Consider the following 21,785-nt stretch of genomic DNA (forward strand, 5'->3'; position numbering starts at 1 on the left):
ACAGGAAAGGAGGGCATTGACATGGGCAGTAGCCGTAATCGCGCGGACATATCCGATGCCTGGGCGCTTGTCATCGCCGCCGTTAACGGCAGGCTTGATTCCAGGCGCCAGAGGTCGAGGTTATGAGCGAGCCGGACGGTATTGTCTTTTTGCTGGACGTGGACAATACGCTGCTCGATAACGACCGCGTGACAGACGACCTCAGGCGGCATCTGGAACGTGAATTCGGCATTGCGAACAGTCAGCGCTACTGGACCATCTTTGAAAAACTGCGCGCCGAGCTGGGCTATACCGACTACCTGGGCGCGCTGCAGCGTTATCGGCTGGGCGCCATGGACGAGCCGCAACTGCTGCTGATGTCCTCTTTTCTGGCTGATTATCCGTTCGTGGATCGCCTGTACCCCGGAGCGCTTGAAGTGATCGAGCATCTGCGTCAGTGGGGATTGCCCGTTATCCTGTCGGATGGCGATGTGGTGTTTCAGCCGCGCAAGGTCCTGCGCTCAGGGCTTTGGGATGCGGTCGATGGCCATGTGCTGATCTACATTCACAAGGAGCAGATGCTGGATGCGGTCGAGCAGCGCTATCCGGCCCGGCATTATGTGATGGTGGACGACAAGCTGCGCATTCTGGCGGCAATGAAAAAAATCTGGGACTACCGGCTGACGACGGTCTTTCCGCGCCAGGGCCATTATGCGCTCGATCCCGGCAACACCGCCGCTTACCCTCCGGCCGATCTGACCGTGGAACAGATCGGCGACCTGCTCCATGTCGATTTTTCCGGCTTGCTCGATGCCGCCGGGGCAGGGCCCGTCTCATGATCCGGCTTTTCTTTACGGGAGTGACAGCATGACCGATCCAGCCCAGCTTGACCTGCTTTGCATCAATACCCTGCGCACGCTGTCCATCGATGCCGTGCAGCAGGCTCAGTCCGGCCATCCCGGCACGCCGATGGGCGCGGCCCCGACAGCCTACTGCCTCTGGCAATGCTTTCTGCGTTTCGACCCGCAAGATCCCAACTGGCCGAACCGCGATCGCTTCGTGCTTTCGGCCGGCCATGCCTCGGCGCTGCTTTACAGTTTGCTGTATCTGTGCCGGGTTCAGGCGGCAAGCCCCAGTTACAAGGAAACCGGCCGGCTGGCCGTGACGCTTGACGACCTCAAGACCTTCCGGCAAATCAACAGCCGTTGCACGGGCCACCCGGAATACGGCTGGACATCCGGCGTTGAAACAACCACGGGGCCGCTCGGTCAGGGCGCTGCCACCAGCGTCGGCATGGCAATTGCGCAACGCTGGCTGGCGGCCACTTACAATCGCCCCGGTTACGAACTGTTCAACTATAACGTATATACATTATGCAGCGACGGCGACATCATGGAAGGGGTTTGCGCCGAGGCGGCATCCCTTGCCGGACACCTGAAGCTGTCCAATTTGTGCTGGATTTACGATGCCAACGATATCACTATCGAAGGCTCGACCCGGCTGACCTTCACGGAGGATGTGGCGGCGCGCTTTTTCGGCTACGGCTGGAATGTCGTTCACGTCAGCGATGCCAATGACCTGGAGATGCTGGCGCGCAGCTACGAGGTCTTTCTCAATACCGATGATTGCCCCACGTTGATCATCGTGCAGAGTCATATCGGCTATGGCGCTCCGAATAAGCACGATACCAAAGAAGCCCATGGCGAGCCGCTGGGCGATGAGGAGGCGCGGCTGGCGAAGCAGGCCTACGGCTGGGACCCTGATGCGAGATTTTATGTGCCGGATGAGGTTCCCGCGCATTTCCAGTCCGAGTTTGGCCAGCGCGGCGCGGCGGCCCGTTCGGCTTGGGATGAGCGGTTTACGGCTTATCGCCGGCAGTTTCCGGATCTTGCCGGGCAGATCGACCGGATGCAGAATGGCGAGCTGCCCGAGGACTGGGACAGCGCGTTGCCTGATTTTCCGGCCGATGCGAAGGGTATGGCGACGCGTGAATCATCGGGCAAGGTGCTGAATGCCATAGCAGGAAAAATGCCCTGGCTGCTGGGCGGCGCGGCGGATCTGGCGCCGTCGACCAAGACGCATTTGAGCGCCGAACCGGCCGACGAATTTCAGGCGCCGGGGCAGGGGGGCGATTATGCCGGACGTAATTTACATTTCGGTCTGCGCGAGCATGCCATGTGTGCGATTGCCAGCGGCCTGAGCCTGTCGAAACTGCGGCCTTATGCCGCGAGCTTCTTCATTTTCAGCGATTACTGCCGCGCGGCGGTGCGGCTTTGCGCGATGATGGAACTGCCTGTCATTTATATCTGGACGCATGACTCGATCAGCCTGGGCGAGGACGGACCGACTCATCAGCCCGTCGAGCATCTTGCGTCTTTCCGCGCCATGCCGGGCATGGTTTTGCTGCGGCCGGCGGATGCGAACGAGGTGGTCGAGGCGTGGCGCGTCATCATGCGGCTCAAGGATCGCCCGGTCAGCCTGGTTCTGACCCGGCAGGCGGTACCGACGCTGAACCGTTCGAAATACGCGCCGGCAAGCGGCGTATCGCGCGGCGCCTATGTGCTTGCCGATGCCGCGGACCAGCAGCCCGATGTACTGTTGCTGGCGACCGGCAGCGAGGTTGCGCTTTGCATCACGGCATATGAACAGTTGATGTCGGAAGGCATCAAGGCGCGGGTAATCAGCATGCCGTCCTGGGAACTATTCGAGGCTCAGAGCCAGGAATATCGGGACAGCGTGCTGCCGCCTCGGATCAAAGCGCGCGTCGTCGTAGAGGCGGCCTCCAGCTTCGGCTGGGAGCGCTATGCCGGCTGCGATGGCGCCTTGTTCGGACTGCATGCCTTCGGGTTGTCCGCGCCGGCAAAAGTCGTCGCTCAACACTTCGGGTTCACAGCGGAAAATATCGTCGAGGCCGCCAAGGCGCAAATCAAGCGGCATTGAAAAAACAGTGCCGTAATTCAATAAGGCCGGTCTTCGGCAGACGCAGATAAATCTTTGCATTACCTGTTCTCATGGGGTTGGCCCGCGAACCACGGGCCATGCGCGTAAGCAGGCGGCTACTGTTCGATTTATATATTATTGTATTTATATCATAGACAAATAGGCGCCTATCCAATTATAAGACCTGAGCCATTCCGGTAGAAGCAGCGTCATGAAAAATATTTATATAAAACATATTATATCATAGACATATATACGTGAGTTTGTCGCCTATTCCTTCCAAGGCCAGAGGCTTATAATGCTCGGTATGTAGTCATAAAAATACCGCTGCGAGGGTATGAATATGATCGAGATAGATGGCGCACAAGGCGAGGGTGGCGGACAGGTGTTGAGAACGTCGCTGTCCTTGTCCGCGAGTCTCGGGAAACCGATGCTTATCAAGAATATCAGACAAGGCAGAAAAAAACCGGGACTGATGCGGCAGCATTTAGCTTGCATCAACGCCATGGCTGAGGTCTGCGATGCGCGGGTTAAGGGTGCGGTCATTGGTTCCCGAATCATTGAGTTTATCCCGGGCGCAATAAAAGCCGGCGACTATCACTTTGTCATTGAAAGCGCCGGCAGCAGTACGCTGGTATTTCAGACGGTGCTGCCGGCCTTGCTGTTAACCGGCAAACCATCGCGGTTGATTCTTGAAGGCGGCACGCATAATCCGATGGCCCCCAGTTTTGATTTTATCCGGTATTGTTTTTTACCGGTTTTAAGGCAAATGGGAGCTGAATTCGATGTCGGGGTCGAGCGCTATGGTTTCTATCCGGCAGGTGGGGGAAGGTGGACAATAACCATCATGCCGGCGGCAAATTACCGCAAGATAGAACTGGACAGCCAGACGCAGCTGCTCGGTAAACGGGCAAAATGCATAGCGTCCCGCATACCCAGTCATGTGTTGGTTCGGGAAAAGCGACAATTATTGAAAAGGCTGAACTGGCCCGATGAAAGCATTACCCTGGAAACAGTTGAATCTCCAGGCCCAGGCAATATCATTTCCCTGCAAATGAATTATCAAAACGTTACAGAAATCTTTGAAAGTATTGGAACCCGCGGCATCAGTGCCGAACAGGTGGCCGATAGAGTCGTGGATGAGCTGCACCGCTATCAGGCCATAGGCGCGCCGGTCGGTCGCTATCTTGCCGACCAGCTTCTGCTGCCGTTGAGCCAGGGAGCCGGCGGTTCGTTTGTGACTGGCCCGTTATCCGAGCATAGTCTGACCAATGTTGACGTCATACGGCAATTTCTTGACCTCGATATTGAGTTGATGGGAATAGAACCAGGCAGGCACTGGCGTGTAGTGGTGAACGTGTGAGAGGATATCGGCATGGTTTAAGTTTATGGCTGATTTTAATGCAGGTCGGTTGCACGCTGGTTACCGCCGGGCAACCGCCGCGAATTACGCCAAACGCAAGCATCAAGCCTGGTTTCGCCATCCCTTCCATACGTGAGCGCATGATTTATCTGGCGCATCAGGAATGGACGATATTTGGCCAGCCGGTTGCGGATTATACCAGTCAACCACCGGTGCTGGTCTTTCCGTCAGAAACGACGTTCAGCCATGAAACCCGGCCGCCGTTTTTATCACGTGTGATGTTGTACTGGTACACGGTTTCGTCATTGCCGATAGTAGGTTATGAGGGCGAACTGCGTCCCTGGTCGGGTGCTTTTATAATCTGGCTGGCGCGCAGCGCCGGCGTGCCGGAAAAAGATCTGCCTTCCACGCTACTGCATTGGGACTATATCGAACACGCCTTGTCAGCCGATAATAATGCCCGCTTCATCGCGCGCGACGCGCGTCAGTATTCGCCCAGGCCGGGAGATTTGCTTTGCGCGCCTCGCGAGGCGCGTTTCATTCAGCAGGTGAGTGCATTCGCACGGCTGAGACGAGGTCCTTATCACTGTGATCTCGTGGTGAACAGGCGCTCGGATAAACTGGACCTTATTGGCGGCAACGTGCTCGATGCGGTTTCCCTGAGCCAGGCCGCACTGGATGATGAAGGTCACGTCATACCGACTATCGAGCGGCCCTGGCAGGTGGTCATCGAACAGCGGGATATTGAATCCAAACCTTAAACTTATGGGGCATCAACTATGAAAGCTCGACTCTTGTCACGTCCGCAACGAATTATCATTCCCCTGCTGATGTGCTTTTCGGTCAACGTGGCAGCCGGCAAGGCGACTGTGCGTTTGTTCGACGATCTGGACACTCATCATTATCCTGTCTCGACCTTAAGTCCGCTGGCGCAGCGCTATTTTGACCAGGGGCTGATTTTGAGTTTCGGTTTCAATCACGCTGAAGCGGCGCGTTCCTTCCGCCAGGCGTACAGTCTCGATACGGACTGCGCGATGTGCTATTGGGGCGAGGCGCTGGTGCTGGGTCCGAATATCAATGCACCCATGGACCCGGCTGTAGTGCCCCAGGCATATCAATCAGCTCAAAAAGCGCTGGAATTGTCTCAATCGAAACCGAAAAAAGAGCAGGCCCTGATCCGGGCATTATTCAAACGTTATGCACGGGAAATCTATCAGGACCGTACGGCGCTCGATCGATACTATGCTGCGGCGATGCGCGATGTAGCAAATCAGTTTCCCGATGACGCGGTCATCGCCTCCTTGTTCGCCGAGTCGCTGATGGATATGCATCCATGGGATTTTTGGACCAAGCAGGGCGATGCCAGACCATGGACGGCGGAAATCGTCTCGACGCTGGAACGGGCACTTGAGATCGATGCCAACAATCCCCTGGCAAATCATTTGTACATCCATGTCTTGGAGGCTTCGCCTTATGTTCAAAAGGCGGTTGCCAGCGCCGAGCGTTTGCCATCTTTGGTGCCCGGTTCGGGACATTTGGTGCATATGCCGGCGCATATCTATATTCGGGTGGGGCGTTATCGCGATGCGATAAGAGCTAACCAACAGGCGGTCAAAATTGACCGTGGTTACCTGAGTCATGCGCATGCCGAAAGTATTTATACGCTTGCTTATGTACCGCACAACCATCATTTCCTGTGGGCCGCCGCGATCAAAACCGGCCAAAAGGCATTATCCTCAAATGCCGCCGCCGATACGGCATCTCAAGTCGATGCCGACATGATGCGAGAACCCGGATTCAGCGGCACATTACAGCATTTTTATATGATTCCGCTCTACACCAAGGCCTTGTTCGGCGAATGGGAGGCTATTTTGAATGAACCGGCGCCGGAAGCGGATCTGGTTTACGCCAGTGGCGTCTGGCATTATGCTCGCGGACTGGCAATGCTCAGGCAGGGAAGAATAGATGAGGCCGTGCGCGAACTCAACAGTCTTGAAAAACTCATCGCGGATCCGGCGGCGGTTGAACTCACGGTTTTTGACTTGAATTCCGTGGCGCGGATTTTACAAATTGGGGCGGAAATATTACATGGCGAATTAGCGGCTCAGAATAAGAATTATGATGAGGCGGTTGCTCATCTCCAGAAGGCGGTAGAGATTGAGGACGCACTTAATTACACCGAACCCAAGGATTGGTATCTGCCGCCACGGCAAGTGCTCGGTGCGGTACTGCTGGCGGCGGGCAGGGCAGGGGAAGCTGAACTGGCCTACCGGCAGGATCTGCTTGATCACCCGCAAAACGGCTGGTCGCTGTTTGGACTTGCTCAAAGCCTGCGCGAACAGGGTAGCACTAAAGAGGCTGATGAGGTTCAGCAACAATTTGAGCAAGTCTGGGCGGATGCCGATGTCAAACTGGCAAGCTCGCGTTTTTGATATTATATTTTATTAAAGAAATATTATATCATAGACATATTTGTTTTTAATGCCCCATCCATCATACCTGCTGAGTTATCTACCAAGCGGACAAAGCTGGGGGCTTTTTGATCAAAAATTGTTTGTCGGTGGTTCCACCGCTCAGCGAGACCAGTTTTTACCGAAACGTTCAGACGTCTGTTTGTATCGAGATAAACCCATGAGTGAATATCAATATCACGAATTCAGAGCGGTCGATCGGCCGCTCACGCCACAACAACAAGCGGAACTGCGTAGCCGTTCCTCCCGCGCGACCATTACGGCGACCAACTTCATCAACGAATACCATTGGGGCGATCTCAAAGGCGATCCTCTCGATTGGATACAACGTTATTTCGACGCACACGTTTATTCGGCCAATTGGGGAACGTGCAGTTTGTTATTGCGTTTACCCATTTCGGCATTGGATAAGGCTACGCCGGACCCATTCACTCTGCCATCGCGAAGCGGTGCGCAATCCGGCTTTATCGATGCTTTTAGTGTAACGCCGACGACCGATCATTGGATAGTATATTGGGGCTTTAATGACGATTCGGGTGAATTCGAACGTTTTTGGTGTCACGAAGACGGTCCGGGGTGGATGGATAGCTTATTGCCGTTGCGGGACGAGTTATTGCGGGGCGATACCCGGCCGCTCTACTTAGGCTGGCTGGCGCGAGTGTGTAATGGAGAATTGGGTGATGACGATATCGAGCCGCCCATGCCGACAGGCTTGGGAACCTTAACCCCTGCACAATCCGACTTGACGGAATTTCTGCAAATCGATTCCGACTGGCTCGCAGCCGCCGCCAGCGCCAGTCCTGCGTTACCCGATCATGAGACTATTGATCCGGATCTTGATGCATGGATTGCATTGCAAACCCTGGAAAGCATGCAGGCAACGACACGTTTGTTGTTGGAAGGACGCAGTCAAGAAGCGGAGCGGGCACTGCGGCAGCGTTATCTGGCCTGGCAGCGGGAACATTCATCCAAACCAAAATCTTCTCCGCTTCCGCGTCGCACCGTTGCCGAAATCGATGCCGCTCGAGCAATAGCCAGGGTCCGGCGCCTAGAGCTCGAACGGCAGAGGCGCGAGGCCTAGGAAGCCAAGCGTCGTGCCGAGCGCAAACAACAGCTGGAACGCCTGGCGGCTAGTTCGGATATGGCTTGGGCGGCTATCGACCAAACGTTGCAACGCGGCTCCGGCCATGCCTATGATCAGGCCTTGCAAGCAGTGAAGGATTTGGCCGAGGCCATGGACCAAGCCGGGCGCAAAGCCGAATTTCAAACTAGCCTAATCAAATTACTCAGCGCACATGGCAAACGTGGCGCGTGGATGACGCGACTGGCCAAGGCTGGAATCCAGGCAGGAGAAATTTGATGGCGCACAAATACAATCCCATTCGAAAAATGGCTACCTTGCGTGTCACGCGATGTGAGTCATTAAATATTTCAGTCTAAAACAGGAGGACTTCAATAGCTTATGAATTTCGACCAAGAAATTTGTATGATAATAACTAATAGATCCCATTTTTTGGGCAATTTTGATTCTGAAATAGCCATAAATATTCTGGAAATAGACAAGAATATCCAAGATTTTTTTAAAACGAAGTAATCTTGCAAAATCGATTAAAATCAATAAATGCATTTAAAAAATTATAAGCCACATAGGTTTTGCGTGGCTCCGATGTTGGATTGGACTGACAGGCATTGTCGGTATTTTCACCGCCTGATTTCCCGGCATGCCTTGTTGTATACCGAAATGGTCACGACCGGGGCGTTATTGCATGGGGACCCCAGCCGGTTTTTACAATTCAATAACGCCGAACATCCCGTGGCGTTTCAATTAGGCGGCAGCGACCCAAAAGATCTTGCTGTCTGCGCAAAGATGATTGAAGACTGGGGTTACGATGAGGTCAATCTAAACGTCGGTTGTCCCAGCGACCGGGTTCAGAATGGGCGCTTCGGCGCCTGTTTGATGGCCGAACCGGAACTGGTGGGCGAGTGTGTGGCAACCATGCTTCAGGCGGTTTCGATTCCTGTAACGGTTAAATCGAGAATAGGTATTGATGAGCGCGATTCATATGAAGAGTTACTTGATTTTGTAATGACCGTGGCCAATGCCGGCTGCAATACCTTTATTGTTCATGCCAGAAAAGCCTGGTTAAGCGGATTGTCGCCCAAACAAAACCGGGAAGTACCGCCGTTACGCTACGATCATGTCTATCAATTAAAAAATGATCTGCCGGGGCTGGAGATTATATTAAATGGCGGTATCACCACGCTGGATCAGGCAGAAGAGGTGCTTAAACATGTTGACGGCGTCATGGTAGGGCGGGAAGCCTATCATAACCCGTACCTTTTAGCCGAGGTCGACAGGCGATTTTTTGATGAGGTGTGCAGGCCCAGATCGCGGCAAGAAGTTTTAAACTTGCTGATTCCCTATATCCAGCGGCAGCTTAAAAATGGTGTCCGGTTAAATAGCATATCACGGCACATTCTGGGGCTGTTTCATGGCGCACCGGGCGCCCGAGGCTGGCGCCGGCATATCAGTGAAAATGTTGGTAAACCCGGCGCGGACGAAAATGTCATTGTGGATGCATTAAAATCGCTAATCAATGATGTATACTAGCCTGCTATTTTTTGTAATTGAGACTGAAACTATGGAAGAGCATTTTTCCAAAATTATCGAAGCAGTCGGTGAAGATCTAAACCGCGAAGGCCTGATCGATACCCCTAAACGCGCAGCCAAGGCTTTTAAATTTCTGAACAACGGCTACGATAAAACGCTGGAGGAAGTGCTAAACGGCGCTATTTTTACAGCGGACACCGAAGACATGGTTATCGTTAAGGATATTGAATTGTATTCTTTGTGCGAACACCATTTACTGCCGTTTATCGGCAAATGTCATGTCGGTTATTTACCAAAAGGCAAAGTGCTTGGTTTGTCAAAGATAGCCCGTGTCGTCGACATGTATGCGCGACGTCTGCAAATTCAGGAAAAACTGACCAAGCAAATCGCCGATGCGATCGAACTTGCGACCGGCGCCAGAGGTGTCGCCGTGGTTATTGAAGCCAAACATCTATGCATGATGATGCGGGGCATCGAAAAACAGAATTCAATCATGACAACTTCGGTAATGACAGGGGTGTTCCGTAAGGAAATCAGTACGCGGTCTGAGTTTTTAAATCTGATTAACCGATAGGTTCTACGCATGCCGCATCAAAGCGCCGCCACCAGGAAAACGGGCGTGCTATTGGTGAATTTAGGTTCGCCTGCCGCCCCGACTACATCAGCCGTCCGGCGCTTTCTTAAGGAGTTTCTCGGCGATCCTCGCGTGGTCAATCTACCGCGCCCGTTATGGTGGATAATACTCCGTTTTTTTATCTTGCCTTTTCGTCCGCGTAGATCGGCGGCGGCTTATCGTAAGATATGGGATAAAAAGGGCTCGCCACTGGTCTATCTGACTCGCCAATTGACTGAACAAGTAGCCGGGCGGTTAAACGCCGAGGGCGTTGTAACGGACTATGCCATGCGCTATGGCGAGCCTTCCATCGCAAAGCAATTAAATTTCCTAAAAAAACAAGGTATCGACAATTTAATTGTTCTGCCTTTGTATCCCCAATACTCTTCGACAACGACGGCATCCGTTTATGATGATTTGGTCCGGGAATTGAATCGGTGGCGGTATTTGCCCAGTTTTCAATTTATCAGCGATTATCATCAGGATGATCATTATATTGCGGCGGCCGCCGAATCGATTGAGCAAACCTGGCGTGAACAAGGAAAAAACGATTTATTATTGATGTCCTTTCATGGTCTGCCTGAGCAGTTGACGAAATGGGGGGATCCTTATTTTCATCAGTGCCATAAAACCGCTGCCTTGATTGCCGAAAGACTGAATCTCAACAAAGACCAATGGCAAGTCGTTTTTCAGTCTCGCTTTGGCAAAGCACAATGGTTAAAGCCTTATTGCGCGGAGACATTGCAAAGTCTTCCGAAACAAGGCATAAAAAAAATTGATATGGTTTGTCCGGGGTTTGCTGTGGATTGCCTGGAAACGCTGGAAGAGATCGCCATGGAAAACAAACGCTTGTTTATGGCCGCCGGCGGCGAAGTCTATCGCTATATTCCGGCGCTTAATGATTCAACATCTCATGTTAATGCTATAGTTAAGCTATTCGAGCAAAGACTTTGAGAATTATATGTTATGAGAGGATACGATCAAAACTGTGCGATATGCCGTCTGATGCGCAGCCTCGCTTATACAGGCATCGGCATGGGGATAGGCGGGGGAGCCGCTTATCTGATTGGTGCTTCAAAAGAAAATGTCATGCTATCCGGCATTGTTGTGGCCGCGATTATAGTTTTTGGTGTCCTTGATAAAAATAAAGAGCTAAAACGATGAAAGAAACCCTATTAGAAAGTTGGCGCGATAATGTCTGGCCTGAGGTTCAGTCCACCAAACCGCTGAAAACCGGTGAAGGCGTGATCGATGAAAGCGCTTTCAATACAATTGAAGTCAATGAAGTGTTTGATACGGTCAATCATGCTTCAACGATGATCGGGCAAGCGGTCCTGTTCCGGTCCTTAACGCAACCGCTGGGTGTCTTGGAGGAAATCAAGGCCAAACAGGAAGCTGTCGAGGAACTGCGCAATAATTCAGCATTAAAAGAAAATCTCGAACATATTGTCCAAAACGCGGCGGCAAACGAGAAAAACTTTTATCTGCTATTATTCGGCGAATTCCTCGGTTCTTTCGGTACCGCCAGGGAAGAGCATGAAATCGAGGGTTATGGCTATTTACAGTATAAAAGAGGCATTCGTTTTATGCTTGAGCTGGTTGACCAGATTCAAGTTAGCGAAGCGCCGAAAAGCGCTTATTTAAAGAATGTTTTTGACAAAATCAAAGCGTTTGCAGAATCCCGGGCCTATTCATTGATGGAAGGTCCTGCCTATATCACTGAAAACGGCATCAAATCAAAACAGGAAAGAGAAGGTTCATTTTCACCAGCGATTATCTTTAAGCCCCGTATCTTCAAGCCGCTTTTGCTGACGCTGGTTTTCGGCATCATCTGGGTGTTGGCAAGTTTATTTCCAACAGACATGTTCAAAGTTTCAGTAGAAGCCATCCCGACCGCATCCATTTTCTTCATTCCTTTGTTATTAGTTTACTTTCCGGTTGTCGGCGGTTTTGACAGGGACAGTTGCATTATCCCGTTGAGAAACGAGTTCAAAAGCTCGCCGGCGGTCGGTGAGACGCTGGATGCGTTGGGCGAACTGGATGAATTGTTGTCGTTTATAAAATTTGCCGATGCTTTTGGCGGCGACATGGTTTTGCCGGAGTTGATTGAGGCTGATCATCATCGCATCAACCTGGCCGATGCCAGAAATCCGGTTTTGGGTAAGGAAAATCCTGATTATGTTGGTAACAATTTTATCCTGGATAACGACAAGCTGGTCCTGGTGACCGGTCCTAATAGCGGAGGCAAAACAGCATTCTGTAAGACCGTTACTCAAATTCAACTGTTGGCGCAAATAGGTTGTTATGTACCTGCCAGCTCGGCCACGCTTACCGTGGCCGACAGGATTTATTATCAGGTGCCGGAAATCAGTCATTTGGATGATGGGGAAGGCCGTTTCGGCACGGAACTGAAAAGAACCAAGGATATCTTTTTAACCACGACGGCTAAAAGCCTGGTAGTACTCGATGAATTATCCGAAGGGACAACTTTTGAAGAAAAAATGGAATCTTCTTCCAATGTGTTGAATGGATTTTATCGAAAAGGCAATAGCACTATATTGATCACCCACAATCATCAGTTGGTCGATAATTTTGTTGCCCAGGGTATAGGTGTGCCGCGCCAGGTTGAATTCGCCAATGAGGCTCCGACTTATAAGCTAATTCCCGGAATTTCCCGGGTGAGTCATGCTGATCGTGTCGCCAAAAAAATAGGGTTTTCAAAAGAAGACATAGACAATTATCTGTCCGATTCCAAATAAAAAACGGCACTGCTTCTGGCAGTGAAACCAAGTCTTTACTATCCTTATAAAGACGGCAACTAAACAACCACCCGCTCAAGCGGGTGGGTTCGAATAACGGACTGAAAGTCCGGATACGCGTCGACTAAACGACGCGTCTTAATCGGGTTCCATCTTAAAATTGTCATTGGGATTAGGTTCAAAATGATGCTCCAAATACTGTTTGATCATTTCATCCGTCATCTGGCCAACGGTGGCGCAAAAATATCCGCGCGCCCAAAAATGCCTTCCCCAATATCGCTTTTTCAAGTGCGGAAACTCTTCGAGCAGATAGCTCGATGTTCGTCCCTTAATTCGCCTCATGATTTCACTGGGAGCCATATTCGGCGGTGCACTCACCAAGATGTGCACATGATCTTTGCTCACCACGCCTTTGATGATCCGTATCTCAAAGGCTTCACACGTCTGCCGCACCAAGTCTCTCACTCGTTCGGCTATTTCACCTTTCAGAACTTTATAACGATACTTCGTTACCCAAACAAAATGGTACTCAATTTGGTAAACCGTATGGCTGCCGTATCTATAGTCCATTGCCACCTCCTTGGCCAGATTATCGCAGCTAAAGCTGACCGGCTAAAGCCGGTGGTTTAAACCTTATGATGGAAAATTAATACCAAATTTCTCGCAATAGCCCCACTGTTATGGGGGGCTGGTATTTTTTGGCAAAAAAAGGCTGCCCATGCGGCTTTATATCTGACTAGGGAAAATAACAAAAATGATAAGAGTCACTGTTGTTTTATTGTTTACCTTGCTTATATCCAATCAAGTGTTGGCCGATGTCTATAAATATATCGATCCTGAAGGGCATGTCTATTATACGGATGACCCTAAAAACAAGCTTTATAAGCGCATTATTCGAACAAGACCCAAGAGTTATTCAAAAGCATTGCCCTATGTAAGCGTGAACAAGAAAAAATATGCGGATATGATTGCCCAGGCGGCGGCTAAACATCAGGTCGACGAAAAGCTACTGCATGCCGTTATTCAAGCGGAATCCGCTTATGACGCCGCCGCCGTCTCATCGGCCGGTGCGGTTGGGCTAATGCAGTTAATGCCCGCCACCGCAAGACGCTATGGCGTAACTGACCGGCGTGATCCTGACCAGAATATTAATGGCGGAACCCGATACTTGAAGGATTTGCTGAAGATGTTTAATTCGAATTTGGATCTTGCCGTTGCCGCCTATAATGCCGGAGAAAATGCTGTAATAAAGTATCACAATTCAATTCCACCCTATCCGGAAACACGTAACTACGTGAAACAGGTTCTAGCGCTTTATAACAAATAAGTTTTCCATGACCGAAAATACAGCGAAGTACCTGGTGCAAGAGGGGCAGGAATTATTTTCTTTGCCGGACATCTATTATCAGCTTCGCGAGATGACCGGAAATCCTCGTTTTTCCATCAATGATATCGCCTTGGTGATAACCAAGGATCCGGCATTGAGCGCGCGATTACTGAAAATCGTCAACAGTGCTTTTTATGGCTGTCAGGCAAGAATTGATACGATTTCCAGAGCTATAACCGTCATCGGCAACGAGAATCTGCGCAGTTTGATTCTGGCGACATCGATAGTTAATACGTTCAATAGAATCCCGCATGACCTGGTGGATATGACGGCTTTTTGGCTGCGTAGCGTCAATTGTGCGGTGATAGCTCGCCTATTGGCTAAAAAATGTGCCGTGTTGCATTGCGAGCGGTTATTGTTAGCCGGATTGTTGCATGATATAGGCTCGCTGGTTTTATATACCCAAATACCTGACAAGTCGCTTCAGGTATTATTGGCGGCTGATCACAATCGCGGCCTTGTAGCCGGCCTGGAGCAGGAAATAATAGGATTCACTCACGCCCAGGTTGGTGCGGAGTTGATTGAATCATGGGGGTTGCCTGATTCATTATCGGAAGCAATACGATATTACTTAACGCCAGAAAAAGCGCTGGTGCACAAGTTGGATGCGCATTTGCTGTATCTGGCAACTCGTTTGGCCGATGGTAAGGGACAACAGAGAGCCGTGCCGGAAATACTGGCCGAAATTTCCGATGAAACCTTGTCCATTGTCAGGCTGAGTGAATCGCAAATCGCTGAACTAATGAACCGGGCTGACAACGAGTTTGAACAGGTATTTGAGTCGCTAGGCCCCGGCAAGCGCTTCCATTAAAGTACGTGCACATCAAATTTCTCCAATAACGAAATTAATTTTATCAACGGCAAGCCGATCAGGGCATTTGGGTCTTCACCCTGTATTTTTTCAAACAACGCAATACCCAAGCCTTCGGATTTAAAGCTGCCGGCGCAATCGTAAGGTTTTTCAAGATCGACATAATGTTCGATTTGTTGATTCGTTAATGTCTTAAAGAAAACTGAGCAGATATCCAAATCGGACATGCAAAGCATGGATTTACTGTTTACAATACAGATGCTGGTAAAAAAAGTAACTGTATTGCCCGATGCTATTTGAAGTTGCTCGATTGCCTTTGCCCGGTTGCCCGGTTTGTGTAATTGCTTGCCATTAAGCATCGCGACTTGATCCGAGCCGATAATAAGATGCGCAGGGTACTGTTGGCATAACGCCCACGCTTTGGCTTTCCCCAGGCGCAAAGCAAGATCTTGCGGTGATTCACGAGGCTGCTGCGTTTCATCTATTTCGGGACTGATCGCCGCAAAATCCAAATGAAGCTTTTTTAATGCAACTTGTCTATAGGGAGAACCCGAAGCCAGAATTAAGTTGTTGATTTTCATATTGGCAATTGTTGTAAGTTTGACGCAGTTATTGATTCCAGATATCATTGTATAGTTATGTTAGATCGATTGCCCGAATATATAGACCCTTTACAACTCGCGGACAAGCGCGCTGAACTTAAGGGCGAAATACCTTTAAGCAGTCTGGATCGTTTGGCGGATACACTGCTGAATGATACCGGGGCTGTTGCTGTTGATCTTTTTTTTGGCCGAGAAGGACGACTGGCTAAAATTGAGGGACACATAGAGGCGATTTTGGAACTTGAATGTCAAAGCTGTTTGCAGGCTGTGAAGTGGCCTGTCAGTGCTGAAATCAAACTAGGTATTGTTACCTCAATAGATCAAGCAGATAGATTGCCCGAAGTTTATGAACCGTTACTGATTGATGAAGAAAAAATCCTTCTTAAGGATATTGTTGAAGACGAGTTATTGCTTGCGTTACCAACATTTCCAAAGCATCAGCATGACTGTTCTGTGCCGGACGCGGATTTTAACAAGGAAGCCTCATCATCCGAGGAAGTGCAATCACCCCCCGAAAATCCTTTTTCCATCTTAGCCAAACTTAAAAAAACTGGAGATTTATAATGGCAGTACAAAAAAGTAAAGTATCACGTTCAAGACGTGGTCAACGTCGTTCACATGATGCTTTAACCAGCAGAGCGCTCTCTCAAGACCCAATGACAGGTGAAACTCATTTGCGTCACCATGTTACTCCAGACGGTTTTTTCAAAGGTCGCCAAATTGTAACGACTGGCGACGAAGATTAATTAATCTTTCTCCCTTTTAGAATGATGATATGCCGAACCCGGCCGGGTTCGGCTTTTTTTAATACCTCCGGAGTCATTCGTAAGCGTGAGTTTAACAATTTCGATTGATGCGATGGGCGGGGACCATGGTCCCGAAGTAACCATTCCAGCATCATTGGATTGTTTGAAAAGCAATCCAGACTTAAAGCTGATTTTAGTGGGTGACGAAACCATTCTTAAACAGTATTTAGCGCAAAGCCTGCATAAATATAAAGACAGGCTGACTATCCAGCACGCATCGGAGTGCGTCGGTATGGATGAGTCCCCGTCTAAAGCACTGAAAAATAAGAAAGATTCGTCAATGCGAGTAGCTATCAATCTGGTTCGTGACGGCCAGGCTGATGCCTGCGTTAGCGCCGGTAATACCGGAGCATTAATGGCTACGGCAAGGTTCGTTCTGAAAATGATTCCAGGCGTTGACCGCCCCGCCATTATTTCTACATTACCTTCGATCTATGGACATACCCATGCGCTCGATCTCGGAGGTAATGTCGATTGCAGTGCCGAGCATCTTTTTCAGTTCGCGGTCATGGGCGCCGAATTGGTTAAAGCTGTAGAGAACATCGAGAACCCGAAAGTAGGCCTGTTAAATATTGGCGAGGAAGATGTTAAAGGCAATGAACAGGTTAAAGCAGCGGCAAAGCTGTTGGATAACTCATTGTTAAACTATATCGGTTATGTAGAAGGCGATTCCTTAAATGCTGGCAATATTAAAGTTGATCTGATCGTTGCCGACGGTTTTGTCGGTAATGTTGCGCTGAAGTCAATTGAAGGTGCGGCTAAAATGATCGGGACTGCACTTAAAGAAGCCTTCGGTAAAAATATTTTAACCAAGCTGGCTGGATTGCTTGTTTATCCGGTGCTGAAGTCATTTAAAAAACGCATAGATCCTCGTCTCTATAACGGTGCCAGCTTCCTAGGATTACGTGGTTTGGTCATCAAAAGTCATGGCGGAGCCGATGTGCTGGCTTTTAAAACAGCCATTCATCTTGCCGAAGTAGAAATCAAAAAAGATGTTATCAGAAAAATAAGCGAGCAAGTTGAACAGACATTGGCCCGGAGAGAAAGCGCATGATCCGTTATTCAAAAGTAATCGGTACCGGCGGATATCTGCCGGAAGAGATTCGCACGAACGATCACATATCCCAAACTGTCGATACATCCGACAGCTGGATTTATGAGCGAACCGGCATTAAGAGCCGCCGAATCGCAGGGGTGAACGAGACCGCTTCAAGTATGGCGGAAATCGCGGCAAGACAAGCTATCGATGCGGCACAAATTGATCCTGAAGAAATTGACTTGATCATTGTGGCGACGGGAACGCCGGATCGTGTATATCCTAGCACCGGGTGTCTGTTGCAACAGCGTCTGGGAATCAAAAAATGCGTTGCTTTCGATATACAGGCAGCTTGTTCAGGCTCAATTTTTGCTTTGAGTATTGCCGATCAATATATTAAGTCAGGCGCGGCAAGAAAAGTGCTTGTTGTCGGCTCTGAAATCTGTTCGCGCGTTGTCGACTGGGCGGATAGAAGTACTTGTATTTTATTCGGTGACGGAGCAGGGGCCTTATTGCTAAGCTCCTCATCTGAAGCCGGTATTTTATCAACACATATCCATTCCGACGGCGAATACGAGGATTTACTTTATTGCCCAAATCCGCAGGCGGCCACGGAATTAAACAAAGACGAGTCCGGTTTCGTCAAGATGCGCGGCAATGAAGTGTTTAAAGTCGCAGTGAACACGTTGGGCCGTATCGTCGATGAGACATTGGCGGCTAATAATATGAAAAAGTCCGATGTCCATTGGCTGGTGCCTCATCAAGCCAATATACGTATTATCGCGGCAACAGCTAAGAAATTAAAAATGTCCATGGATCATGTTGTCCTGACACTTGAAAATCAAGGCAACACATCCTCGGCTTCCGTGCTTCTTGCTTTTAATGAAGCGATCCGCGACGGGCGCATTCAGCGCGGACAAGTGGTTCTGCTTGAAGCATTTGGAGCAGGATTCACATGGGGTTCCGCCTTAATTAAATATTAAAAGACAAACGCATTAATGAATAAACATAATTATAATTTGGCTTTTGTTTTTCCAGGGCAAGGTTCTCAATCCGTTGGCATGGTTTCAGCGTTGGCGGAGAGCTATCCTGTAGTAAAACATACCTTCGAGCAGGCGTCCGATGCACTGGGTACAGATCTATGGGCTATTGTAGCCAATGGCCCTGAGGAAACACTTAACAAGACATATAATACACAGCCGGCCATGCTGGCCGCCTGTTTTGCTATCTGGGAAGCTTGGTGTAAGCAAAGCGATATCCGTCCGGCTTGGGTGGCAGGTCATAGTCTTGGCGAATATACCGCTCTGGTTTGCTCGGGTGCCGTATCTTTTGAAGACGCTATCAGACTGGTGGCCGCAAGAGGGCGATTGATGCAGGAAGCCGTGCCCGCCGGTGTGGGCGCCATGGCGGCAATTTTAGGGCTTGAAGATCATCAGGTCGTTAAAGTATGTGCCGACACGGCAGAAAATGAAGTTGTTTCCGCGGTTAATTTTAATGCGCCCGGACAGGTAGTCATTGCCGGGCATGCTGCGGCGGTTGAAAGAGCCATGACCGCCGCGAAAGAAGCTGGCGCTAAACGGGCATTACTACTGCCGGTTAGTGTGCCTTCGCATTGTGCATTAATGCAATCGGCAGCCGACAAGCTGGATGAACAATTGCAGAATACAACTATCAATGCACCGAAAATGACATTGATCCATAATGTAGACGTTACTGCCCATAGCGCGCCGGAAGTCATTCGAAGCGTATTAAAAGAACAGCTTTATAAGCCTGTGCGCTGGGTTGACACGATTAAGTTTATGCATGACCAAGGCGTTAAGCGATTCGTTGAGTGTGGCCCCGGCAAGGTGTTGATCGGCTTAAATAAACGTATCGTCAAAGATGCCGAGCATATGGCTATATATGATCCGGAAACGTTAAATAATGTATTGGAGCAGTTAAATGACTAAGCAAGTAGCTTTAGTAACAGGCGCCAGTCGGGGTATCGGCAGGGCAATTGCCGAAAGATTGGTCGAGGATGGTTTCTTTGTTGTCGGCACGGCGACTTCGGATAACGGGGCTGATTCAATTTCCGCCTATCTCGGTGAAAACGGCAAGGGTTTAAAACTTGATGTAGCCAACCCTGAATCGATTGCCGAAGTCGTAAAAACCGTGAGTGATGAGTATGGTGCTCCCACCGTATTGGTCAACAATGCCGGCATTACGCGCGACAACCTGTTAATGCGCATGAAGGATGATGAGTGGGATGAAATCATCAATACGAATTTAACCTCAGTATTTCGCATGAGTAAAGCCGTGTTGCGAGGCATGATGAAAGCCAAAACAGGGCGCATCATTAATATATCTTCCGTGGTCGGAGCTACCGGCAATGCAGGTCAGGCAAATTACGCCGCGGCAAAGGCCGGCATGATCGGTTTTGCCAAATCCATGGCCAAGGAAGTGGGATCGCGCAATATTACTATAAACACAGTAGCCCCCGGGTTTATCGATACTGATATGACCAAGGAATTGGGTGATGACATTAAAAACTCTTTATTAGCATCTATTCCTCTGGCCCGTCTCGGCGAAGCCAGGGAGATTGCTCACGCCGTTTCATTTCTGGCTTCGGAAGGTGCAGCTTATATCACCGGCGAAACCATTCATGTGAACGGTGGCATGTTTATGCCTTAATATTGTGACATTTTTGCAATATAAAGTATAATCCCCCCGCCGTCTGGAATTGCCGGAGACGGGATTTCTAGTAAAATTAATAACAATACTATTGTAAGTTTCGAACCAATCATTGATGAACTTACATTGTTTGAGGACAATAATTATGAGTAACATTGAAGAACGAGTAAAAAAAATTGTAGCAGAGCAATTGGGCGTTAAAGAAGATATCGCTACTGATGCTTCATTTGTAGACGATCTTGGTGCCGATTCTCTGGATACAGTTGAACTCGTTATGGCTCTTGAAGAAGAATTCGAATGTGAAATTCCAGACGATGAAGCTGAAAAAATTACCACGGTTCAGCAAGCTATCGATTACGTAGAAAAAAACGCGCAATAGTCTGTCTTTAGTGGATGAACTCTCTTGTTCATCCACTAACTAGTTTTAAAGTCTTTATTCCCTCCTATACATTTCTTACGGTACATTACATTGAGCAAACGTCGAGTCGTAATAACTGGATTAGGCGCTGTCACGCCTTTAGCTAACACTGTCGCGGAAACCTGGGACGGGATTATCAACGGTAGAAGCGGCATCACTCCAATTGATTCTTTTGACATTTCTCCTTTCGCAACGACATTCGGCGGGGTCATCAGAAATTTCGACATTACTCAATATATTCCCGACAAAGATGCCAAACGTATGGATGCTTTCATTCATTATGGTATCGCTGCCGGTTGTCAGGCGATTGAAGATTCAGGCATTGAAGTTACCGAGGCAAATGCCGATCGTATCGGTGTGGCAATCGGGGCTGGCATTGGAGGTATTACCGGTATTGAAGAATGTTATGCAACTTATGAGAAAGGTGGTCCGCGCCGTATTTCGCCATTCTTTGTGCCAGGTAATATCATCAACATGATTTCGGGAAATCTTTCAATCAAATACGGATTGAAAGGCCCTAACTTTGCTATCGTAACCGCCTGTACAACAGGCACGCATAATATTGGCGATGCATCGCGCTTGATTAAATACGGCGACGCCGATGTTATGATTGCCGGCGGCGCGGAGCGCTGCACCACCTCTCCGACAGCCATGGGCGGCTTTGCTTCTGCAAAAGCTTTATCGCGCCGTAACGACGATCCTCAAGCCGCCAGTCGCCCTTGGGATAAAGATCGTGACGGTTTCGTATTAAGTGATGGTTCCGGTGTGGTTGTGCTTGAAGAACTGGAGCACGCATTAGCGCGCGGGGCAAAAATTTATGCCGAAGTAGTCGGTTATGGCATGAGTGGCGACGCTTATCATATCACTACTCCTTCCGCCGGCGGCGAGGGGGCTGCCCGTTGCATGCGTAATGCCTTGCGTGATGCCGGTTTGAACCCTGAGCAGGTTGACTATATCAATGCTCACGGCACCTCAACTCCTGCCGGGGATGTCGGCGAAACCCAGGCAATGAAAGCGGCCTTGGGCGGCCATGCTTATAAAGTCGCTGTCAGCTCAACCAAATCGATGATAGGGCACCTGCTGGGCGCAGCTGGTGGTATTGAGGCTGTGCTTACCGCATTGAGTGTCAAAAACCAGATTGCCCCGCCAACCATTAACCTGGAAAATCAGGATCCCGAATGCGATCTTGATTATGTTCCCAACACGGCCAGGGATATGAAAATCGATATCGCCATTTCTAATTCATTCGGTTTTGGCGGCACTAATGGATCAATAGTGTTTAAGCGCTACGCGTAAACGCATTATCAAATGCGACATGC

Annotated in this window: 24 protein-coding genes; 22 read left to right on the top strand and 2 right to left on the bottom strand. The window is 49.6% G+C overall.

Annotated elements, in window-relative coordinates; all coding sequences use genetic code 11:
• Positions 1-122 precede the first annotated feature (122 nt).
• From METMA_RS0120685 to METMA_RS0120740, 12 genes are all read left to right on the top strand, one after another.
• On the top strand, positions 123-818 hold the full coding sequence (locus METMA_RS0120685; protein WP_020161021.1) for an HAD family hydrolase: 696 nt from the start codon (positions 123-125) through the stop codon (positions 816-818).
• 28 nt (positions 819-846) lie between these two features.
• Positions 847-2,919 carry a transketolase gene (tkt, locus tag METMA_RS0120690; protein WP_027147506.1) on the top strand — a complete coding sequence of 691 codons (2,073 nt, stop codon included), beginning with the start codon at positions 847-849 and terminating at the stop codon, positions 2,917-2,919.
• Positions 2,920-3,262: 343 nt separating this feature from the next.
• Positions 3,263-4,282 carry an RNA 3'-terminal phosphate cyclase gene (rtcA, locus tag METMA_RS0120695; RefSeq protein WP_040591418.1) on the top strand — a complete coding sequence of 340 codons (1,020 nt, stop codon included), beginning with the start codon at positions 3,263-3,265 and terminating at the stop codon, positions 4,280-4,282.
• Positions 4,279-5,043, top strand: coding sequence for a DUF2272 domain-containing protein (locus tag METMA_RS0120700; protein WP_232216402.1), 765 nt, complete (start codon positions 4,279-4,281; stop codon positions 5,041-5,043). Before rtcA ends, METMA_RS0120700 begins: the two co-directional genes overlap by 4 nt.
• 18 nt (positions 5,044-5,061) lie before the next feature.
• Positions 5,062-6,714 (top strand): tetratricopeptide repeat protein, encoded by a 1,653-nt coding sequence (locus tag METMA_RS0120705; RefSeq protein WP_156830574.1) that lies wholly within the window; start codon positions 5,062-5,064, stop codon positions 6,712-6,714.
• Between the two features lie 199 nt (positions 6,715-6,913).
• Positions 6,914-7,834 carry a hypothetical protein gene (locus METMA_RS25275; RefSeq protein WP_020161026.1) on the top strand — a complete coding sequence of 307 codons (921 nt, stop codon included), beginning with the start codon at positions 6,914-6,916 and terminating at the stop codon, positions 7,832-7,834.
• 60 nt (positions 7,835-7,894) lie between these two features.
• Positions 7,895-8,113 (top strand): hypothetical protein, encoded by a 219-nt coding sequence (locus METMA_RS27900; protein ID WP_020161027.1) that lies wholly within the window; start codon positions 7,895-7,897, stop codon positions 8,111-8,113.
• A 261-nt stretch (positions 8,114-8,374) separates the two neighbouring features.
• Positions 8,375-9,364 (top strand): tRNA dihydrouridine(20/20a) synthase DusA, encoded by a 990-nt coding sequence (dusA, locus tag METMA_RS0120720; protein ID WP_027147507.1) that lies wholly within the window; start codon positions 8,375-8,377, stop codon positions 9,362-9,364.
• Positions 9,354-9,938 (top strand): GTP cyclohydrolase I FolE, encoded by a 585-nt coding sequence (folE, locus tag METMA_RS0120725; protein WP_255360593.1) that lies wholly within the window; start codon positions 9,354-9,356, stop codon positions 9,936-9,938. Before dusA ends, folE begins: the two co-directional genes overlap by 11 nt.
• Before the next feature lie 9 nt (positions 9,939-9,947).
• Complete coding sequence (hemH, locus tag METMA_RS0120730; RefSeq protein WP_020161031.1) at positions 9,948-10,931, top strand: ferrochelatase; 984 nt, start codon at positions 9,948-9,950, stop codon at positions 10,929-10,931.
• Positions 10,932-10,943: 12 nt separating this feature from the next.
• A complete protein-coding gene (locus METMA_RS27235; protein WP_027147508.1) occupies positions 10,944-11,141 on the top strand; it encodes a hypothetical protein in 198 nt (65 codons plus the stop codon).
• On the top strand, positions 11,138-12,736 hold the full coding sequence (locus METMA_RS0120740; RefSeq protein WP_020161033.1) for a MutS-related protein: 1,599 nt from the start codon (positions 11,138-11,140) through the stop codon (positions 12,734-12,736). The genes METMA_RS27235 and METMA_RS0120740 overlap by 4 nt, the downstream gene beginning before the upstream one ends.
• A gap of 138 nt (positions 12,737-12,874) precedes the next feature.
• On the opposite strand, the gene tnpA is transcribed toward METMA_RS0120740, so the two are convergent.
• Positions 12,875-13,306: an IS200/IS605 family transposase gene (gene tnpA, locus METMA_RS0120745; RefSeq protein ID WP_020157762.1), complete on the bottom strand. Its 432-nt coding sequence runs from the start codon at positions 13,304-13,306 to the stop codon at positions 12,875-12,877.
• A 184-nt stretch (positions 13,307-13,490) separates the two neighbouring features.
• Between tnpA and METMA_RS0120750 the strand changes: the two genes are divergently transcribed.
• Both METMA_RS0120750 and METMA_RS0120755 read left to right on the top strand, forming a co-directional pair.
• On the top strand, positions 13,491-14,063 hold the full coding sequence (locus METMA_RS0120750; RefSeq protein ID WP_020161034.1) for a transglycosylase SLT domain-containing protein: 573 nt from the start codon (positions 13,491-13,493) through the stop codon (positions 14,061-14,063).
• Between the two features lie 7 nt (positions 14,064-14,070).
• A complete protein-coding gene (locus tag METMA_RS0120755) occupies positions 14,071-14,934 on the top strand; it encodes an HDOD domain-containing protein (protein ID WP_020161035.1) in 864 nt (287 codons plus the stop codon).
• On the opposite strand, the gene METMA_RS0120760 is transcribed toward METMA_RS0120755, so the two are convergent.
• Positions 14,931-15,515 carry a Maf family protein gene (locus tag METMA_RS0120760; RefSeq protein ID WP_020161036.1) on the bottom strand — a complete coding sequence of 195 codons (585 nt, stop codon included), beginning with the start codon at positions 15,513-15,515 and terminating at the stop codon, positions 14,931-14,933. The genes METMA_RS0120755 and METMA_RS0120760 overlap by 4 nt on opposite strands.
• Positions 15,516-15,572: 57 nt before the next feature.
• Between METMA_RS0120760 and METMA_RS0120765 the strand changes: the two genes are divergently transcribed.
• From METMA_RS0120765 to fabF, 8 genes are all read left to right on the top strand, one after another.
• Positions 15,573-16,100, top strand: a complete 528-nt coding sequence (locus METMA_RS0120765; protein ID WP_020161037.1) for a YceD family protein — start codon at positions 15,573-15,575, stop codon at positions 16,098-16,100.
• Positions 16,100-16,282: a 50S ribosomal protein L32 gene (gene rpmF / locus METMA_RS26680; RefSeq protein WP_081679042.1), complete on the top strand. Its 183-nt coding sequence runs from the start codon at positions 16,100-16,102 to the stop codon at positions 16,280-16,282. Before METMA_RS0120765 ends, rpmF begins: the two co-directional genes overlap by 1 nt.
• 85 nt (positions 16,283-16,367) lie before the next feature.
• On the top strand, positions 16,368-17,396 hold the full coding sequence (gene plsX / locus METMA_RS0120770) for a phosphate acyltransferase PlsX (RefSeq protein WP_081917919.1): 1,029 nt from the start codon (positions 16,368-16,370) through the stop codon (positions 17,394-17,396).
• A complete protein-coding gene (locus METMA_RS0120775) occupies positions 17,393-18,361 on the top strand; it encodes a beta-ketoacyl-ACP synthase III (protein WP_020161039.1) in 969 nt (322 codons plus the stop codon). Before plsX ends, METMA_RS0120775 begins: the two co-directional genes overlap by 4 nt.
• 15 nt (positions 18,362-18,376) lie before the next feature.
• Positions 18,377-19,327 (top strand): ACP S-malonyltransferase, encoded by a 951-nt coding sequence (gene fabD / locus METMA_RS0120780; RefSeq protein WP_020161040.1) that lies wholly within the window; start codon positions 18,377-18,379, stop codon positions 19,325-19,327.
• On the top strand, positions 19,320-20,048 hold the full coding sequence (gene fabG / locus METMA_RS0120785) for a 3-oxoacyl-ACP reductase FabG (RefSeq protein ID WP_020161041.1): 729 nt from the start codon (positions 19,320-19,322) through the stop codon (positions 20,046-20,048). Before fabD ends, fabG begins: the two co-directional genes overlap by 8 nt.
• Before the next feature lie 145 nt (positions 20,049-20,193).
• Entirely contained in the window at positions 20,194-20,427 is a 234-nt protein-coding gene (acpP, locus tag METMA_RS0120790; RefSeq protein ID WP_020161042.1) for an acyl carrier protein, read from the top strand.
• Between the two features lie 90 nt (positions 20,428-20,517).
• Entirely contained in the window at positions 20,518-21,762 is a 1,245-nt protein-coding gene (gene fabF, locus METMA_RS0120795) for a beta-ketoacyl-ACP synthase II (protein WP_020161043.1), read from the top strand.
• Positions 21,763-21,785: the final 23 nt, after the last annotated feature.

The organism is Methylobacter marinus A45 (assembly GCF_000383855.1).
Taxonomy (GTDB): domain Bacteria; phylum Pseudomonadota; class Gammaproteobacteria; order Methylococcales; family Methylomonadaceae; genus Methylobacter; species Methylobacter marinus.

What these genes read in the sequence shown, in the direction of transcription:
- METMA_RS0120740 (WP_020161033.1), top strand. Translation starts at nt 11,138, where the DNA reads ATGAAAGAAACCCTATTAGAAAGTTGGCGCGATAATGTCTGGCCTGAG.
- METMA_RS0120760 (WP_020161036.1), bottom strand. Translation starts at nt 15,515, where the DNA reads ATGAAAATCAACAACTTAATTCTGGCTTCGGGTTCTCCCTATAGACAA.
- METMA_RS27235 (WP_027147508.1), top strand. Translation starts at nt 10,944, where the DNA reads ATGAGAGGATACGATCAAAACTGTGCGATATGCCGTCTGATGCGCAGC.
- fabD (WP_020161040.1), top strand. Translation starts at nt 18,377, where the DNA reads ATGAATAAACATAATTATAATTTGGCTTTTGTTTTTCCAGGGCAAGGT.
- METMA_RS27900 (WP_020161027.1), top strand. Translation starts at nt 7,895, where the DNA reads ATGGCTTGGGCGGCTATCGACCAAACGTTGCAACGCGGCTCCGGCCAT.
- tnpA (WP_020157762.1), bottom strand. Translation starts at nt 13,306, where the DNA reads ATGGACTATAGATACGGCAGCCATACGGTTTACCAAATTGAGTACCAT.
- rpmF (WP_081679042.1), top strand. Translation starts at nt 16,100, where the DNA reads ATGGCAGTACAAAAAAGTAAAGTATCACGTTCAAGACGTGGTCAACGT.
- METMA_RS0120765 (WP_020161037.1), top strand. Translation starts at nt 15,573, where the DNA reads ATGTTAGATCGATTGCCCGAATATATAGACCCTTTACAACTCGCGGAC.
- folE (WP_255360593.1), top strand. Translation starts at nt 9,354, where the DNA reads ATGTATACTAGCCTGCTATTTTTTGTAATTGAGACTGAAACTATGGAA.
- dusA (WP_027147507.1), top strand. Translation starts at nt 8,375, where the DNA reads ATGCATTTAAAAAATTATAAGCCACATAGGTTTTGCGTGGCTCCGATG.
- acpP (WP_020161042.1), top strand. Translation starts at nt 20,194, where the DNA reads ATGAGTAACATTGAAGAACGAGTAAAAAAAATTGTAGCAGAGCAATTG.
- METMA_RS0120775 (WP_020161039.1), top strand. Translation starts at nt 17,393, where the DNA reads ATGATCCGTTATTCAAAAGTAATCGGTACCGGCGGATATCTGCCGGAA.
- fabG (WP_020161041.1), top strand. Translation starts at nt 19,320, where the DNA reads ATGACTAAGCAAGTAGCTTTAGTAACAGGCGCCAGTCGGGGTATCGGC.
- hemH (WP_020161031.1), top strand. Translation starts at nt 9,948, where the DNA reads ATGCCGCATCAAAGCGCCGCCACCAGGAAAACGGGCGTGCTATTGGTG.
- METMA_RS25275 (WP_020161026.1), top strand. Translation starts at nt 6,914, where the DNA reads ATGAGTGAATATCAATATCACGAATTCAGAGCGGTCGATCGGCCGCTC.
- METMA_RS0120750 (WP_020161034.1), top strand. Translation starts at nt 13,491, where the DNA reads ATGATAAGAGTCACTGTTGTTTTATTGTTTACCTTGCTTATATCCAAT.
- METMA_RS0120755 (WP_020161035.1), top strand. Translation starts at nt 14,071, where the DNA reads ATGACCGAAAATACAGCGAAGTACCTGGTGCAAGAGGGGCAGGAATTA.
- rtcA (WP_040591418.1), top strand. Translation starts at nt 3,263, where the DNA reads ATGATCGAGATAGATGGCGCACAAGGCGAGGGTGGCGGACAGGTGTTG.
- tkt (WP_027147506.1), top strand. Translation starts at nt 847, where the DNA reads ATGACCGATCCAGCCCAGCTTGACCTGCTTTGCATCAATACCCTGCGC.
- METMA_RS0120705 (WP_156830574.1), top strand. Translation starts at nt 5,062, where the DNA reads ATGAAAGCTCGACTCTTGTCACGTCCGCAACGAATTATCATTCCCCTG.
- METMA_RS0120685 (WP_020161021.1), top strand. Translation starts at nt 123, where the DNA reads ATGAGCGAGCCGGACGGTATTGTCTTTTTGCTGGACGTGGACAATACG.